Here is a 17,026-nt window from a genome sequence, read left to right on the forward strand (position 1 = left end):
TATGATCCGTACGGAAGAAATGCTTTTGAATGTAGGGCCTCAGCATCCGAGTACGCATGGTGTGTTCAGGCTTGTTATTAAGATTGACGGGGAAATTATTAAAGAAGCTACACCAGTTATTGGATATTTGCATCGCGGGACCGAAAAGATTGCCGAGAGCTTACAGTATACACAAATTATCCCTTATACAGATCGAATGGACTATTTATCGGCCATGACGAATAATTACGTCATTTGCCATGCTGTAGAGACGATGATGGGGCTTGAAATCCCGGAGCGTGCCGAATACTTACGAGTACTTGCAATGGAGCTTGGAAGGATTGCGAGCCACCTCGTTTGGTGGGGGACAAATCTTCTTGATATAGGAGCGGTCAGCCCGTTTTTATACGCGTTTCGTGAACGAGAGATGATTATAAATTTATTAAACGAATTATGCGGTGCTCGGCTTACTTTTAACTATATGAGAGTCGGGGGTGTAAAGTGGGATGCGCCGGACGGTTGGATTGAAAAAGTGGAAGAGTTTGTTCCGTATATGCGAGAGCAATTGGCAGGTTATCATGATCTCGTTAGCGGTAATGAGATTTTCTTAAATCGCGTAAAAGGCGTTGGTATATATAGCGCGGAAGAAGCGATTTCGTATTCTTTAAGCGGAGCGAATTTGCGGTGTACCGGAGTAAACTGGGATCTTCGCAAGGATGAACCGTACTCCATTTATGATCGTTTTGATTTCGATATTCCTGTTGGGAGTGTGGGAGATGCTTGGGATCGTTACGTTTGCCGCATGCAGGAGATTGAGGAGTCATTAAAAATTGTTGAGCAAGCTGTCCAGCAGTTCCCGAAAGACGGAGCTGTGCTAGCGAAAGTGCCGAAAATCATTAAGGCGCCTAAAGGGGAAGCGTTCGTCCGTATAGAATCGCCGCGAGGAGAGATTGGTTGCTATATTGCTAGTGATGGAAAGAAAGAGCCGTACCGCTTGAAGTTTCGCAGGCCGTCTTTTTACAATTTACAAATTTTACCGAAGTTATTGAAAGGTGAAAACATCGCCAATTTAATTACGATTTTAGGTGGAGTTGATATTGTACTTGGGGAGGTTGATGGCTAATGATTGAAACGCTCTTACAATCACCTTCAAGCTGGACGAATTTCTTCATTTTTTTCGGATTAGCGGTGCTTCTATTATTTGCAGTCCTGGGCTTCGTTACATATGGTATTTTGGCAGAACGGAAAGTAATGGGTTTTATGCAAGGGCGGATTGGACCAAACCAAGTTGGGGGCCGGTTCGGCTTACTGCAAACGGTAGCTGATGTTTTAAAACTATTATTGAAAGAAGATAGTATTCCGAAAGCGGCAGATAAACCGTTGTTTATATTAGCGCCTGTCATTGCATTCGCACCGGCATTTATGGTGCTTGCAGTCATCCCGTTTACTGATAAATTTCAGTTTGCGGATATTGGCGTAGGCTTACTATATTACATTGCTGTTTCTGGCATTACGACGATTGGTGTCGTAACCGGAGGATGGGCATCAAATAATAAATATTCCCTTTTAGGAGGGATGCGTGCGGCGGCGCAAATGATTTCTTATGAAATTCCGCTCGTAATGAGTGTAATTGGCGTCGTTTTGTTAGCTGGTAGCCTGAATTTAAATGAAATTGTAGCGGCGCAGGAGAATGTTTGGTACATTTTCGTGCAGCCAATCGGTTTCGTCGTTTTCTTAATCGCGGCGGTAGCAGAGTTAAATAGGACGCCGTTTGATTTACCAGAAGCAGAATCGGAACTTGTTTCTGGATATCATACGGAATACTCAGGGTTTCGCTGGGCGTTTTTCATGCTTTCAGAGTACGTATATTTCTTCGGAATGGCATCTTTAATTACAGTGCTCTTTTTAGGCGGATGGAATCCAGTTATGTTCCTTGGATTTATCCCGGGAGCTGTATGGTTTGCTTTGAAATTTAGCAGTGTAGTCTTTCTATTAATTTGGTTCCGCGTTACGTTCCCGCGTATAAGAGGTGACCAGTTAATGGAGTTTGGCTGGAAAGTATTATTGCCAATTGCACTTGCGAATATTTTCTTAACGGCATTGATTAAGGAGTTGTTCTTCTAATCTATGAGGGGGGTGCCAGTAAGAGATGAAAGGACTATTTAAAGGATTAAAATATACATTAAGCAATTTGAGTAAGAAGAAGGTGACTTATGATTATCCGAATCAACCGTTGCCGTTGCCGGACCGCTTTCGAGGCATTCAAAAGTTTTATCCGGAAAAGTGTATTGTTTGTAATCAGTGCTCCAACATTTGTCCGACAGACTGTATTCAGTTAACGGGAAAAAAACATCCGGATCCTACGAAAAAAGGAAAAATTATCGACACGTACGATATTAATTTTGAAATTTGTATTCTGTGTGATTTATGTACAGAAGTTTGTCCGACAGAGGCGATTGTTATGACAAATAACTTTGAACTCGCGGAATATTCACGTGATGACTTATTTAAAAATTTGCAGTGGCTTGACGAAAACGACGAAAATGTCAGGAAGGAGAATAAAGCATGAATGGCGAGTTTGTAGCATTCTTTATACTATCCTTGTCTGCAATTATCGGCGGTGTTCTTATGTTGAACTTAACGAAAGTCATGCATATGATGCTAGCTCTCGTTCTGACATTTCTTAGTATCGCAGGTTTGTACTTTCTTTTATCGGCCGAATTTATCGGAGTTGCACAAATTTTACTTTACTCCGGTGCGATTACAATTATTATGATTTTTGGCATTATGTTAACGCAACATAACGCAGAAAATGAATCGCGTCTTACTCTTCGAAAATGGATTATCTTCTTTGCGATTGTAGCATTTGGGGCAGTTATGTATTTCGCTGTTAACAATATTGATTTTGCAAATGAAAGCACACAAGGAAGTTTACCTCTCCATGAAAAAAACACACTTCAAATCGGTACACTTCTCTATTCGAAATATATTATTCCATTTGAGTTAACCTCAGTTATTTTACTTGTAGCACTTGTTGGCGCGATTATACTTGCGAAGAAGGATGAGAAAGAGGAGGATTCCAATGAGTAGCGTTCCAGCTTCTGCATATTTAACGCTTGCGATTATTTTGTTTTGCATCGGTTTGTTTGGAGCTTTAACGAAGCGAAATACAGTGATTGTATTAGTTTGTATTGAATTGATGCTTAACGCGGCCAATTTAAATTTAGTCGCGTTTAGTAAATTAGGTTTGTTCCCAAATTTAACAGGGCAAATTTTCTCTCTGTTTACGATGGCTGTAGCAGCTGCGGAGGCGGCGGTAGGACTTGCCATTTTAATTGCTTTGTATCGTAATCGTACGACGGTTCATGTAGATGAAATGGATACGCTCAAAGGATAACATTGTGACCGAAAAGGGGGAAGGAAACAATGATCGATTATGCATGGCTCATACCGCTTTTCCCGCTTGTTTCGTTTTTTTTATTACTTATATTCGGGAAGAAAATTAGAGAAGGAAGCAGTGTACTTAGTATTTTTCTCGTCTTTCTCTCCTTTATATTTGCGGTACTTGTATTAATAGAACGGTTTTCGAAAGTAGGATTGAAGCATAAGTGGGTATGGCTTAGAACGGGAGATATTGATATATCATTTGGCTTTGAAGTGACTGCATTAGGGGCTTTAATGCTGTTTATCGTTACACTTGTGAGTTTACTTGTACATGTGTATTCGAAAGGTTATATGAAAGGTGAGGAAAGATTACCAACCTTTTATGCTTATTTAGGGCTCTTCACATTTGCGATGCTCGGGCTTGTTATATCACCGAATTTATTACAGCTTTATATATTTTGGGAGTTAGTCGGCCTTGGTTCATTTTTACTCATCGGTTTTTATTTCTTTAAAGAAGAAGCGAAGGCTGCTGCGAAAAAGGCTTTTATTATGACTCGTATTGGAGATGTCGGTTTATTTATTGGGATGATCTTAATTTTCTGGCATGCAGGTAGTTTTGAATATGACGCTATATTTAGGGCGATTCATACGGGTGATCTTACCCCTACGATGATTACAATAACAGCGATATTAATTTTTATCGGTGCGATGGGGAAGTCAGGTCAGTTCCCGCTTCATACGTGGTTACCAGATGCGATGGAAGGGCCGACGCCTGTTTCGGCACTTATTCATGCGGCGACGATGGTCGCAGCTGGAGTATATTTAGTGGCGACGATGTTCCCGCTATTTTCAGCAAGTGCGGTGGCGATGCAGACGGTGGCAATCGTTGGAGCTTTCACCGCAATCTTTGCGGCTTCTATCGGTCTTGTACAAACGGATATAAAGAGAGTGCTCGCTTATTCTACGGTTAGCCAGCTAGGTTATATGATGCTCGCATTAGGATCTGCTGGTTATGTAGCTGGTGTTTTCCATTTAACGACACACGCCTTTTTTAAAGCGCTACTATTTTTGGCGGCAGGAAGTGTCATTCATGCAGTGCATACGCAAGACATTAATAAAATGGGCGGTTTACAGAAGAAGATGAAAGTAACGGGTGCACTATTTTTAATCGGTACACTTGCAATTAGTGGGGTTCCGCTCCTTTCTGGTTTCTTTAGTAAAGATGAAATTTTAGCGGTGACTTGGATGAATGGCAATTACGTTTTATTCATATTAGCAGTAATTGCAGCGTTCTTAACAGCATTCTACATGTTCCGGCTATACTTCCTTGTTTTTACTGGGGAAGTGAAGACGAAGGAAGATGTGCATGAATCGCCCCGCATTATGACGTATCCGATGATCGTTCTCGGGGTCCTTGCAGTAGTGGCAGGTTATATAAATACACCATGGTTTGGGACGTTTCTTGGAGATTGGCTTACGAAAGATGTAGCATTTAAAGCGCGAGAGGCACACGGACCAGTTTGGATTATGATTGTTGCGACGCTCGTTTCATTTGCTGGGATTGCTCTTGCATATTTCATATATGGCAAGAAATCTATTTCTAGAGATTGGGCTGGGGGCGAGGGAACACCTCTTTATAACTTTTTGAAAGAAAAATATTATGTGGATGAACTATACAATATGACGGTGCTCCCTATTACGAAGGGAATCGCTCATGTGCTTCGCTTATTTGAGGTGTATGTAGTCGAAGGAATTGCCGTTTTAATAGGGAGTCTAGTTAAAGGGATAAGCGGACTCGGTTCTAGACTCCAAAACGGAAATGTACAAGTGTACGGCACTGTAACAGCTGTTTCGCTTGCAGTACTCGTCATTATTTTGCTCTATACGGGAGGGGATTTACGATGAATGATTTGTTATTAACGTTCTTCATTTTTTCCCCGCTTTTAGGAATTCTCTTACTTGTATTAACGCCAAAAAAAGAATCGCGTACTGTGCGAGCGCTTGGTTTATTTGGAACGGCGCTTCCATTTGGAATTGCTATCGTTCTCGCTTGTACATACGCTTCTGGAAAGAGTTTGTCGCTATTTGATGAAAAAGTGAAATGGATTAAATTTGGGGATCTTGCAGCGGTGGATAAAAGATGGTTTTCCATTTATTACGAGCTCGGCATTGATGGTTTATCGCTCGTTATGATGGTGCTGACAGCCCTTCTAGCGATGCTTGCAGCAATTGCGGCATTTACTATTAAAAGGAACTTGAAAGCCTTTTATATGCTGCTACTCATGTTAGAAATAGGGATGCTCGGCGTCTTCGCTGCTCAAAATTTAATGTTGTTCTTTATCTTCTTTGAAATTACGTTGCCGCCAATGTTTTTATTAATTGGGAAGTGGGGGAAATTGTCGAGTGAAAAAGCTGCTTATAGTTATTTAATATATAACGGTATTGGCTCCGCTATTTTGCTCATCGTTTTCTCGGTTTTATTTGCGAAAACAGGTACAACAAATATTACAGAGCTTAAAGAAATATTAACGAGTGTAGGTGCTGGGGGAGGAATGGCTGTCTCAAGTAGCTTACAGTTCGGCTTGTTTCTTGCCATAATGATTGCTTTTGCGATTAAACTACCCGTTTTCCCGTTACATCGCTGGATGGTCAATGTGCATGTTGAAGCGCATCCGGCTGTAGTTATGCTTCATGCGGGCGTTTTACTGAAGATTGGGGCATACGGTATGATTCGTTTCGGAAAGGGGCTATTCCCGGAATACTTTCGCGAGTTTGCAACGTTTATTGCTATTTTAGGAGTCATCAATTTATTGTACGGAGCATTCTTAGCGCTCATTCAAACGGACTTTCGGAAGGTGCTTGCTTACTCTAGTATTTCGCATATGGGCATCGTATTAATGGGCCTTGCAGCGTTAAATGCACCAGGTATACAAGGGGCACTATTCCAAGTTGTCTCTCACGGTTTAATTGCAGCATTACTCTTTTTCTTACTTGGCGTTATAGAACAGCGCTTTGGAACTTCGGACATTACAGCGCTTGGCGGACTCGCAAAAAGTGTCCCGGTACTTAGCGGATTCTTCTTAGCAGGAGGAATGGCATCGCTTGGATTACCAGGAATGTCTGGATTTGTTAGCGAGTTTCTTGCCTTTCTCGGTTTATTCCAAGGGGAGCCAGTCATTGCTGCAGTCGGTGTACTTGGCATCATTTTAACCGCTGTATACGTATTGAGAGCGACACTTCAAGTAACATTTGGTAAGAAAGAGTGGGAAGCGAAAGCTGATATACACGGATGGGAGTATGTCCCTATATTGCTACTTATCTTCTGCATTATTGCGATTGGAGTAATGCCAGAAATATTAGGGGATCCGCTTCAAAATACATTGAAAACATTGGGGGTGAAGTAGGATGGATATGAATACGTTACTTAGCTTATCATGGCATCTCATGGTGCCAGAATTCATTATTCTCGGAGCTGCCATCCTTCTTTCCATATGTGATTTGTTTTTTAAGTTGAACCATAGATATGTAGCGCTTAGTGCAATCGCAGCCGTCATATTAGCAATCGTCTCATTAATTACGCTATATGGTGAACCGACAGGAGATATTTTAAACGGATCGTTTGTGTTAGATGGGTTTTCAAAAGGATTCAAAACGTTGTTATTAGGCGGAGCGGCCCTCATTTTATGCACCGCCATGAGCGATGATAAGAAGAATCCAATTGAAGATAAGGGAGAATATTATTACTTATTTTTAATGGCACTCCTTGGGGCTATGTTTATGGCTTCTAGTGTCGACTTCATTACACTTTTCGTCGGTTTAGAATTGCTTTCACTTTCTTCATATATTTTAGTAGGAATACGAAAAAGGAACCGTGCGTCAAACGAGGCGGCCATGAAATATGTCATTAATGGAGGTATTGGCACGGCAATTACGCTCTTTGGAATGAGTTATTTATACGGTATTACAGGATCAACTAATATCGTGGATATGCAAAAAGTATTCGCAGGGGAGCTTGCTGGTGGTATTCAGTTATTGTTAGCTCTCGCATTTCTACTATTACTCGTTGGACTCTCGTTTAAAATTGCGACAGTGCCGTTTCATATGTGGGCACCAGATGTATATGAGGGAGCGGCTACGCCTGTTACTGCTTTTCTCGGGACGATTTCTAAAATTGCTGGATTCTTACTCATTATTCGTCTGTTTCTCATGGTTTTTGCAAGTGTATCGGTGCAAGGAGACATGCAATCTTTATACGGACGTATGAGCATATACATTGCAGTACTAGCGAGTATTACGATGATTATTGGAAACGTAGTAGCGTTAAAGCAATATAACGTAAAACGCCTATTTGCCTATTCGGGAATCGCACATGCGGGGTATTTACTCGTTCCGCTTGTAGCATTATCACCATTTACGATGGATAGCGTGTGGTTTTACATGCTTGCGTATATGCTTATGAATATAGGCGCGTTTGCAATTATCCACGGCTTAATCTTACAAAGCGACAAAGAAAACATTACCATTTTCACCGGATTATATAAGCGGTCGCCATTTACAGCGATAGTGATGACGATTTTTATATTATCGTTGGCCGGGATACCAGGAACAGCTGGTTTCATCGGGAAAATTAACATCTTTTTAGGTGCACTGCATGTAGAGCCAGCTCATTACGTACTAGCTTCCATTATGATGGGGACGACAGTCATTTCATTCGTATATTATTTCCGTATTTTACAGCAAATGTTTTTCAGGACGGGAGAAGTGGAAGAGAAAATTCGTTTGCCATTGAATATAAAGGTTGTTATGAGCCTTTGTGCAATCTCGATTGTAATACTAGGGATTATGCCGATGATTGGATACAATTTCTTTTATGAATATTTTCCATTAATGAAGGATTTCTTCTTCTTAGGGAACGTGGTACAATAGTGAAAATAAAAGGTGTGGAGTTGTTACTCTGCGCTTTTTATTTTGTGTGAATTACAATTGAAAATGCATGTAGGTATATGTTTTTTGAGAGCAAATTACGAAGTGAAATGTAAGATGCTTATTTGTATTTGAAAAAGTGTGGCTCCTACTTATTATGGTATCGTTTTTATAGTATTTCGTAAGTAGTAGCTGGGTAAAAAGGGGTCGATTTTTTGGCACATCTTTTAGGGCAACAAGCACTGATTGCCATTGTTTCGCATTTATTGTTTATTACCATTACGTGGTGGGCCTTACAAGGTGTTCACATTGAGCGTTTAATGAAGTCTGGAAAGGTGATGCAGACGCGAGTGTTACTCATCCTAATTACAATTGCAATTGGGACATCTGTAAGTAACTTTTTCCTTGATTATTTAGGCTATTCAAAGAGTTTAACGTATTTAGTAAAGTAAGTGTATAGAACCTCATATCTCCGTTAACAATGGGGATAGGAGGGGATGAAATTGAAGCTTAAAGCCATTCTTATTGTTGTGATAAGTGTTGTTTTATTTTTGGTTGGATATAGAGAGATGAAACCGATCAGCGATGAACAGAAAATGGAGAGCATGATTGCAACTTTAGAGAAAAATGATGCTAAAGTAGAGAAGTGGTCATGGTTAGCGCGAGAAACAAAAACAATTTCTAATATACATACGTTTCAAAAGTTGTTAAACGATGTGAAGGACAAGGCGAATATTCAAAAGTGGGAATTAGAGCAATCTCCAGATGGATATAAAGCTACATCCTATAAAAAGTTTTCTTCTTATGAAGAACGAGTAGTAGTAACATGGAGTAAGGAAAATACTAAAGAAAACACTTTCATTATTTTTGAAGTAAGCGGGGCGAAATGGGACCCGAAGTACATTCAGAAAACAAATAAAATTTTTAGTGAAAAACCTATAATTTACACTTGTGTTCAAGGTGTACTGAATGATAAGATTGAAGGTGTTTTGCAAAATAAAACCAATCAGGTTTTGAAAGATCTTTCAGCAAGAGCGATCGAACAGATAGAAGAAAGAGCATTTGTGTCAGTCTCCGCATACAATAAAAAGTGGGATGACGCTCTTTCAACAAATAGAGAGAAAATAAATGTGCAAATAGCAATACGTTCTACAGACAACAAAGATACAATTGTGGTTGGCACACCGATCATAACTTCTGAGTATTGAGTGAATAGATACTGAAAAAAGGACACGGAGGGGAATAATTTGGAAAAGATCATCGTCCGTGGCGGAAAGCGGTTAAACGGCACAGTGCGTGTTGAGGGCGCAAAAAATGCTGTATTACCTATAATCGCTGCAGCCCTATTAGCGAGTGATGGAAAGAATGTACTATCTGAAGTACCAGTTTTGTCTGATGTATACACAATTAATGAGGTATTACGTCATTTAAATGCTGAAGTCGTATTTGAAAATAACCAAGTAACAATCGATGCTTCTAAAGAACTAAATATCGAAGCACCATTTGAATATGTACGTAAAATGCGTGCATCTGTTCAAGTAATGGGACCATTACTTGCACGTAACGGTCGTGCTCGTATTGCACTTCCTGGTGGATGTGCAATTGGTTCACGTCCAATTGACCAACATTTAAAAGGCTTCGAAGCAATGGGAGCAAAAGTACAGGTTGGTAATGGTTTTGTTGAGGCATACGTTGAGGGAGAACTAAAAGGAGCTAAAATTTATTTAGACTTCCCAAGCGTGGGCGCGACAGAAAACATTATGTCTGCAGCTACATTAGCAAAAGGGACAACAATCCTTGAAAACGCAGCGAAAGAACCAGAAATCGTTGACTTAGCTAACTTCTTAAATGCGATGGGAGCGAAAGTACGCGGAGCTGGAACTGGAACGATTCGTATCGAAGGCGTTGATAAATTATATGGTGGAAACCACTCTATTATTCCTGACCGTATTGAAGCGGGAACATTCATGGTTGCAGCGGCAATTACTGGTGGAGACATCTTAATTGAAAATGCTGTACCGGAACATTTACGCTCAATTACAGCGAAAATGGAAGAAATGGGTGTTAAAGTTATTGAGGAAAATGAAGGTGTACGTGTTATCGGCCCAGATAAGTTAAAAGCGGTTGATATTAAAACTATGCCTCATCCAGGTTTCCCAACAGACATGCAATCACAAATGATGGCATTATTACTACAAGCTGATGGAACAAGTATGATTACAGAAACGGTATTCGAAAACCGCTTTATGCACGTTGAAGAATTCCGTCGTATGAATGCTGATATTAAAATCGAAGGTCGTTCTGTTATTATGAACGGTCCAAATAGCTTACAAGGTGCTGAAGTAGGCGCAACTGACTTACGTGCTGCTGCTGCATTAATCTTAGCTGGTTTAGTATCTGAAGGTTACACTCGTGTAACTGAGTTAAAGCATCTTGACCGTGGTTATGTAGATTTCCATAAGAAATTAGCTGCATTAGGTGCAACTATTGAACGTGTAAACGAAAAAGTAGAAGAAGTGAACGAACAAGAAGTTTCTGATCTTCACGCTTAATTGAAATAGTCTCTACGTCTTTTGACGTAGGGGCTATTTTTTTGGGTTATTACTGTTATAGTCAATAAATTCTATACTTATGCACGTACCAGTGAAAATATTTAGAAAATTTTTGTTTTATCCTTCGTTAACTGCCCGTAAACATTCGATTGGTGCGGCTGATTAAAGTTTCACTTTATATGGTTCCCCTTCAGTATGTTCTAAAAGAAAGAGTTGTTCCATAAGAATGAATGGAGTAAAGCTTTTGGATATTGGGGGAAATAAGATGAAATTTTCAAAGCCACTTTTTATCACAGTAGCGCTTCTAATAGCGCTCGTTATCATTGTACCTGCTGCTCTTGTTATTCCGTTTGCGAAAGCAAAGGTAGGGGAAGAAGCAGCTTCTAAAACTCCTCCAGCGATAGAAAGTATACCAGCTCCAGGGAAAGTGGATACAGCGGTTCAAGTTGCTGTATATCGTGAGAAACAGAAAAAGGTAGATACATTACCTATGGAGGAGTATGTGACCGGTGTAGTAGCTTCTGAGATGAATGCCAGTTTTGAAATAGAGGCGCTAAAGGCGCAGGCATTAGCAGCGAGAACATTTGTGGTACAGCGTATGCTAAGCGGAGGTAAGAAAAACAATGCGGACGTGACCGATACGGTGAAAGATCAAGTGTACAAAAGTAAAGAAGAATTGAAGAAACAATGGGGTAATAACTATGAAAATAACTTGAAAAAAATCGAAGAAGCCGTTTCGAAAACCGCAGGACAAGTTTTAACGTATGATGGAAAACCAATCTCAGCATCCTTCTTCTCAACGAGTAATGGCCGGACAGAAAATGCAGCTGATTATTGGGGAAATGATTATCCGTACTTAAAGAGCGTAGATAGTCCATGGGATCAAGCCTCTCCAAAATTTACGAGCGAGCAAACATTTACAGTAGCTGACTTTCAAAAACGTCTTGGTGTGAAGGTGTTGGCAGACGGGAAGGTTGGAAATATTAAAGATCTTACGGAAGGAAAGCGAGTAAAAGATGTAGCATTTCAAGGGAAAACATTAACAGGAAAGCAAGTTCGTGAAAAGTTAGATTTACGCTCTTCTGACTTCACGTGGAAACAAGAAGGGGATAAAATCGTCGTTACAACGAAGGGATTCGGTCACGGCGTTGGCATGAGCCAATACGGAGCAAATGGCATGGCGGCGGAAGGTAAGAAATATACAGATATCGTTGCTCATTATTATAAGGGTGTCGAAATAAAGTCGATGAATGATTATGAAGGAAAGTTAATGGTGAAGAAGTAGGTGTCAGAACTCTGGCATCTATTTTTTTGTTTAAAATATCATAATCTTCCATTAACTGTTTGATATAATAGGATAAAAAGTATTTGGGGGAGACGAAATGGCGCTACTGGAGTTGAAACAATTAGGGTAACTAACTGTTACGATTTATTTAACCAATTATAACCAAAGTTAATTAAATATATCAGTAAGCCCTGCTAGTCAAGTGATTGGCTAGTAGTGAGGGTTAACTGCGGGCAATCCCTAAAGCTGATTGAACTACAACGTGGCTAGAAATGGTGAGCGTGAATGTCGCGAAAGCAGAAAAAATCAATCAGATCGTGCAAGGTTAAATCCTAAACACTAGAACAATGGGTCTTCCGCCTCGAATCATCTAAGTCAAAATGGATAAGATGAACGTTCAACGACTATCTCGTATAGCTGACGAGAGTACACCACAAGCCTATGGTGGTGGAAAAATCCTCTATCTCTAAAGAGATAAACATATAGTCTGCGCTCATGTGAAAACATGAGAAGTTCATAAGAGAACTGGCTAAGGAATTGCGCCCTTAGTTGAACGAGATAAATTTAATTAAATCTATCAAACCTCATTGAATATATCGAACGTATGTGCTGTGTTGGGTTCAATGAGGTAAGAATAATAATGAAATTTTTACGAGTTAGTCAAGTATCAGAATTAACAGGTTTGCATCCGAGTAGTCTAAGGAGAATGCTGGTGGAACACGCTACTATTCAGAAGAACAAATTTTTCATTATCTGAAAGATGAATGCCCGAATAATTGCACAGTAAAGGAGTAGGCTTCTGATGATATTGGCGAAGAAAGTTAGACTGATTCCAACGCCTGAACAAGAAAAAGTGCTTAGAAACCATGCTGGAGCTGCAAGATTCGCTTATAACTATTGTAAAAGAATGAGTGATAGATACTATAAGCTATTTGGAAAATCTGTTTCACAGTTAGCTTTACAGAAACGATTTACAAAGATCAAGAAGCGAAAGAGATATGAGTGGCTAAAAGAAATCAATGCACAAGTTCCTAAACAGGCTTCAAAAGATTTTGATAAGGCGAGAAAAAATTCGTTCAAAAAGTACAAAAATGGTTCTCACACTTCTTATAAATCCAAAAAAGATTTAATCCAAGGATTTTATGCCAATTATGAAAGACTGATTATAGGAAAGAAAGTAGTTCATATTCAGTCCATTGGAGTAGTGAAAACAAGCCAACAACTACCAAGAAACAAAAAACCATCCAATCCAAGAGTTACATTTGATGGTCGTCACTGGTGGATTAGTGTAGGGTTCCAAGAAGACTTTGAATCACAAGAACTAACCAATGAGTCGATTGGTGTGGATGTTGGCTTAAAAGAGCTGTTTGTAGCTTCTAATGGTATGAAAGAACGAAATATAAACAAAGATGCCAAGGTTAAAAAACTTTTGAAAAGGAAAAAGTCAGCGCAAAGAGATATGTCTAGGAGATTTAAAAAAGGTGTAAAAATTCAATCTGTCGGATATGAAAAAGCGAAAGCTGAGCACCTGCGGTTATCTAGGAAAATTACGAATATCCAAAATAACCATATCCATCAATCAACAGCTAAATTGGTGAAAACCAAACCAATGAGGATTGTTGTGGAAGACTTATCTATCTCAAACCTGTTAAAAAACAAAAAACTATCGAAAGCATTTTCATTTCAAAAATTAAACTTCTTCTTTCAATGTTTATCATACAAGTGTGTGAAGTACGGCATTGAGTATGTAAAAGCTGATAAATGGTTCGCTTCAAGCAAGATTTGCTCATGTTGCGGAGTTAAATACGACCATTCAGTTCAACCAGAAGGACAGTGGAGTTTAAAGATTCGTGAATGGGACTGTGTTGGGTGCAATAGCCATCACGATAGGGATGTAAATGCTGCGATAAATTTATCAAGATGGGTAAAATAAATGCTTGATAATAGGAGGTAACGATACTGCCTCGTGTGGAGTGTTATACCCCTCGTCCCTTCGGGATTGCGAGAACACGATGAAGCACTAACTTGTATAAATTTGATTGAATTGTATAGATTTAGTTAAGTTTACCGTATCGGAAGACGAACCAGTTACCGGCAATTGAGCTAAAGGTTGAGAAAGGACAATGTATTGTTTTGCAATGTAATAACCATACAGCTAAAGTGTTGCACCGCATTATTATTGGTGAGGAAGAAGCTTCAACTGGCAATGTGCTATTTGAAGGTAAAGCGATTGGAAAGAAAAATTATTCTCGCATCGGCTTTTGTTTTTTGAAAGATGAAGCATATGATCGTTTGAAGGTGAAGGAATACTTTAAGTTTTTAATAGGGCTGTATGAATCGAATATGAGTACGGAAGAAGTTGTACAATATGTCGGCCTCTTAGATAAGTTAAACGTTAAAATAGAAAAACTATCATTTTCAGAGAAACGTCGCCTTCATATCGGGAGAGTGATGGTTCATAATCCAGACTTAGTTATTTTGGAAGAGCCGGAGCAAAATGTAGATACAGAGAGCACAATTATTATTCGAAAATCAATTATGAAAATGAAAGAGCAAGGAAAGGCCATTTTTATTACGTCATCCTTTCTATCGGACGCCCTTTCGTTAACAGAAGATGTATACATATTAAACAATGATGGTGTGAAAAAAATAGAAATCGAACAAGAAGAAGTTGAAGAGGTGGATGAAGAGAAGGTCGTGCAAATGATTCCGCAAATGAAACTTGAAAGAATTCCAGCGAAAGTAAACGATAAAATCATTTTACTTGATCCGATGGAAATTCATTTCATTGAAACGCAAAACGGAGTGACACATATTCATGTGCGTGAAGGTGATTTCGTATGTGCATTAACATTAAGTGAACTAGAAGCGAGATTAACAGGATTCGGGTTCTTTAGATGTCATCGCTCGTACCTTGTGAATTTACAAAGAGTACGAGAAGTGATTACGTGGACTCGTAATAGCTTTAGTTTAATTTTGGATGACGAAAGAAAAAGTTCAATCCCGCTTTCAAAAGGACGAATGGATGAATTAAAAGGTGTGATTGGGCTATAAAAATTGCTCCAATAAGCTCAAAATACGATTCATTCACCGGTAAAAATACTCCTTTTACCGGTATTTTACTGCGTAACCTCTTTGTTTTTCATATGATTGAGTCAAGAAAAGCGAAACAAACAAACGAAAAGCGCTAAAGCGACTTTCATCTATAAAAAGAAAAACAAAGGGGATGACGGGATGACATTGGCAATTGAAATGAAAGATGTAATGAAAAGTTTCAACGAAAAAACGGCACTTCGAAATGTAAATATTGAGGTGAAGCAAGGAGAAATTTTCGGATTCCTCGGACCGAGTGGATCTGGAAAAACAACAACAGTAAAGATTTTAACTTCTCAATTACTTCATAGCGTTGGAACAGTGAGGGTACTAGGCAGAGATATTACAGGACCAAGCAGCATCGATTACAAACGAATTGGTATTTTAACAGACAATAGCGGTTTATATGAGAGACTTAGCATTTATGATAACTTACTATTATTTTGTGACTTATACGATTGCAAAAAAGAACGAATTGATGAAGTACTAGCGCAAGTGAATCTATTAGATGATAAAAAAACACCAGTAAAGAAACTATCAAAAGGAATGAAGCAGCGCGTTACACTAGCTAGAGCAATTCTTCATAAACCAGATATTCTCTTCTTAGACGAACCAACATCGGCACTCGATCCAGTTAACGTACAAAACATTCATAAAATCTTAAAAGACTTAAATAAAGAAGGAACGACAATTTTCTTAACGACTCACAATATGGACGAAGCAGAAACACTTTGTAACCGCATCGCCTTTCTATGCGGCGGAGAAATTGTAGCGCTTGATACACCAGAAAACCTTCGCTTACAATACGCGAAAGATCAAATACAAGTCGTATTAAAAGATAAGCAAAAAGAAATCGTGCAAAAAGATGAATTAGGTGCAAAACGCATTTCAGAATGGATGAAAAAAGGTGAATTACTATCCATTCATTCACACGAACCAACGCTAGGCGATATCTTTATTGAAGTTACTGGGAGGGGATTATAATGACATTTTCAATGAGACGATTTTCAGCTATTTTTCGGAAAGAGTTACAAGATTTTAAAACGAATTCACAAACTTTAATTATGTTGTTAATGCCACTTGTCTTTTCGGTATTATTTAGTCGCTCCGATAATATGAGAGAAATTGGAGCGAATTCATTAACTGCGATGACGTTAGTTATGGTCGGAGGTTTTGTACAGGCAATGCTCATTGCTGAAGAAAAGGAAAAAAATACGCTTCGTGTTCTTATGCTATCACCAGCATCATCAATTGAAGTATTAATTGGTAAAAGTTCATTAACAGGTCTGATTACAGTTGCAATCTGTTTTATTAATCTACTTATTTTAGGTAAATTAGAAGGTAATTTTGCATTATTATTACTTATCTTTGTTCTCGGAATGCTAATATTTAACCTTATTGGTACTTGTATTGGATTATTAGCTCAAAATGTACCACAAACATCAACAATTGGATTGCCAATATTAATGATATTTCTTTTCGGTGATTTAATTGGAATGTTTGTGAAGAATGAAGTCGTTACAAAAATAATCGATTATTTACCAACTCGTCATATCGGTGTGGCAGTTAGCAGTGTTATAAAGGGGGAGGGGTTTAGTGCAATTACTAGTAATTTATTGAACATAATAATTTGGTTAGTTGCGGTACTTGTTATTACACTCTTCGTGTATAGAAAGAAACAAATGGACTAAAAACTGAGCTGAAACGCTCAGTTTTTTCTTTTTTCAATCATTTCCTCGGAAATTTTACAATTCCTATACATATTTTTACAGATTTTGTCGAAAAGTAATTAGTTATACGTTGTATAGGA

General features: G+C 38.9%; 16 protein-coding genes. All 16 read left to right on the forward strand.

The features are described from left to right. Position 1: 1 nt before the first annotated feature. The 16 genes from nuoD (at position 2) to FS802_RS21055 (ending at position 16,907) form a co-directional block, all read left to right on the forward strand. Positions 2-1,102 (forward strand): NADH-quinone oxidoreductase subunit NuoD, encoded by a 1,101-nt coding sequence (gene nuoD, locus FS802_RS20980; protein ID WP_000621434.1) that lies wholly within the window; start codon positions 2-4, stop codon positions 1,100-1,102. Then, positions 1,102-2,103, forward strand: coding sequence for an NADH-quinone oxidoreductase subunit NuoH (gene nuoH / locus FS802_RS20985; protein WP_000573437.1), 1,002 nt, complete (start codon positions 1,102-1,104; stop codon positions 2,101-2,103). Before nuoD ends, nuoH begins: the two co-directional genes overlap by 1 nt. A gap of 25 nt (positions 2,104-2,128) precedes the next feature. Then, positions 2,129-2,548 carry an NADH-quinone oxidoreductase subunit NuoI gene (gene nuoI / locus FS802_RS20990; RefSeq protein WP_000677191.1) on the forward strand — a complete coding sequence of 140 codons (420 nt, stop codon included), beginning with the start codon at positions 2,129-2,131 and terminating at the stop codon, positions 2,546-2,548. Further along, entirely contained in the window at positions 2,545-3,069 is a 525-nt protein-coding gene (locus FS802_RS20995; protein ID WP_144525435.1) for an NADH-quinone oxidoreductase subunit J, read from the forward strand. Before nuoI ends, FS802_RS20995 begins: the two co-directional genes overlap by 4 nt. Next, on the forward strand, positions 3,062-3,376 hold the full coding sequence (nuoK, locus tag FS802_RS21000) for an NADH-quinone oxidoreductase subunit NuoK (RefSeq protein ID WP_000100078.1): 315 nt from the start codon (positions 3,062-3,064) through the stop codon (positions 3,374-3,376). Before FS802_RS20995 ends, nuoK begins: the two co-directional genes overlap by 8 nt. A 29-nt stretch (positions 3,377-3,405) precedes the next feature. Beyond that, positions 3,406-5,268 carry an NADH-quinone oxidoreductase subunit L gene (nuoL, locus tag FS802_RS21005; RefSeq protein ID WP_144525437.1) on the forward strand — a complete coding sequence of 621 codons (1,863 nt, stop codon included), beginning with the start codon at positions 3,406-3,408 and terminating at the stop codon, positions 5,266-5,268. Continuing rightward, on the forward strand, positions 5,265-6,767 hold the full coding sequence (locus FS802_RS21010) for an NADH-quinone oxidoreductase subunit M (RefSeq protein ID WP_098655137.1): 1,503 nt from the start codon (positions 5,265-5,267) through the stop codon (positions 6,765-6,767). Before nuoL ends, FS802_RS21010 begins: the two co-directional genes overlap by 4 nt. Before the next feature lie 7 nt (positions 6,768-6,774). After that, positions 6,775-8,289 (forward strand): NADH-quinone oxidoreductase subunit NuoN, encoded by a 1,515-nt coding sequence (gene nuoN / locus FS802_RS21015; protein WP_353753163.1) that lies wholly within the window; start codon positions 6,775-6,777, stop codon positions 8,287-8,289. Between the two features lie 212 nt (positions 8,290-8,501). Beyond that, positions 8,502-8,738: a DUF1146 family protein gene (locus tag FS802_RS21020; RefSeq protein WP_000940744.1), complete on the forward strand. Its 237-nt coding sequence runs from the start codon at positions 8,502-8,504 to the stop codon at positions 8,736-8,738. Between the two features lie 51 nt (positions 8,739-8,789). Continuing rightward, complete coding sequence (locus tag FS802_RS21025) at positions 8,790-9,494, forward strand: YwmB family TATA-box binding protein (protein ID WP_371399484.1); 705 nt, start codon at positions 8,790-8,792, stop codon at positions 9,492-9,494. 39 nt (positions 9,495-9,533) lie between these two features. Then, positions 9,534-10,838 carry a UDP-N-acetylglucosamine 1-carboxyvinyltransferase gene (gene murA, locus FS802_RS21030; protein ID WP_048560290.1) on the forward strand — a complete coding sequence of 435 codons (1,305 nt, stop codon included), beginning with the start codon at positions 9,534-9,536 and terminating at the stop codon, positions 10,836-10,838. Between the two features lie 265 nt (positions 10,839-11,103). Beyond that, the gene (spoIID, locus tag FS802_RS21035; protein ID WP_088064859.1) at positions 11,104-12,123 is read left to right on the forward strand and encodes a stage II sporulation protein D; all 1,020 of its coding nucleotides are present in this window, start codon (positions 11,104-11,106) and stop codon (positions 12,121-12,123) included. Between the two features lie 802 nt (positions 12,124-12,925). Then, positions 12,926-14,056 carry an RNA-guided endonuclease InsQ/TnpB family protein gene (locus FS802_RS21040; protein ID WP_098708276.1) on the forward strand — a complete coding sequence of 377 codons (1,131 nt, stop codon included), beginning with the start codon at positions 12,926-12,928 and terminating at the stop codon, positions 14,054-14,056. A 164-nt stretch (positions 14,057-14,220) separates the two neighbouring features. Beyond that, entirely contained in the window at positions 14,221-15,177 is a 957-nt protein-coding gene (locus tag FS802_RS21045) for a LytTR family transcriptional regulator DNA-binding domain-containing protein (RefSeq protein ID WP_098653667.1), read from the forward strand. A gap of 180 nt (positions 15,178-15,357) precedes the next feature. Next, positions 15,358-16,200: an ABC transporter ATP-binding protein gene (locus tag FS802_RS21050; RefSeq protein WP_088107503.1), complete on the forward strand. Its 843-nt coding sequence runs from the start codon at positions 15,358-15,360 to the stop codon at positions 16,198-16,200. Next, positions 16,200-16,907 carry an ABC transporter permease gene (locus FS802_RS21055; protein WP_088064857.1) on the forward strand — a complete coding sequence of 236 codons (708 nt, stop codon included), beginning with the start codon at positions 16,200-16,202 and terminating at the stop codon, positions 16,905-16,907. The genes FS802_RS21050 and FS802_RS21055 overlap by 1 nt, the downstream gene beginning before the upstream one ends. Positions 16,908-17,026: the final 119 nt, after the last annotated feature.

The organism is Bacillus sp. DE0042 (genome assembly GCF_007680225.1).
GTDB lineage: Bacteria > Bacillota > Bacilli > Bacillales > Bacillaceae_G > Bacillus_A > Bacillus_A wiedmannii.

Bases quoted from the DNA above. Each gene is read 5' to 3' on its own strand.
- nuoD (WP_000621434.1), top strand. From the start codon at position 2: ATGATCCGTACGGAAGAAATGCTTTTGAATGTAGGGCCTCAGCATCCG.
- nuoH (WP_000573437.1), top strand. From the start codon at position 1,102: ATGATTGAAACGCTCTTACAATCACCTTCAAGCTGGACGAATTTCTTC.
- nuoI (WP_000677191.1), top strand. From the start codon at position 2,129: ATGAAAGGACTATTTAAAGGATTAAAATATACATTAAGCAATTTGAGT.
- FS802_RS20995 (WP_144525435.1), top strand. From the start codon at position 2,545: ATGAATGGCGAGTTTGTAGCATTCTTTATACTATCCTTGTCTGCAATT.
- nuoK (WP_000100078.1), top strand. From the start codon at position 3,062: ATGAGTAGCGTTCCAGCTTCTGCATATTTAACGCTTGCGATTATTTTG.
- nuoL (WP_144525437.1), top strand. From the start codon at position 3,406: ATGATCGATTATGCATGGCTCATACCGCTTTTCCCGCTTGTTTCGTTT.
- FS802_RS21010 (WP_098655137.1), top strand. From the start codon at position 5,265: ATGAATGATTTGTTATTAACGTTCTTCATTTTTTCCCCGCTTTTAGGA.
- nuoN (WP_353753163.1), top strand. From the start codon at position 6,775: ATGAATACGTTACTTAGCTTATCATGGCATCTCATGGTGCCAGAATTC.
- spoIID (WP_088064859.1), top strand. From the start codon at position 11,104: ATGAAATTTTCAAAGCCACTTTTTATCACAGTAGCGCTTCTAATAGCG.
- FS802_RS21040 (WP_098708276.1), top strand. From the start codon at position 12,926: ATGATATTGGCGAAGAAAGTTAGACTGATTCCAACGCCTGAACAAGAA.
- FS802_RS21050 (WP_088107503.1), top strand. From the start codon at position 15,358: ATGACATTGGCAATTGAAATGAAAGATGTAATGAAAAGTTTCAACGAA.
- FS802_RS21055 (WP_088064857.1), top strand. From the start codon at position 16,200: ATGACATTTTCAATGAGACGATTTTCAGCTATTTTTCGGAAAGAGTTA.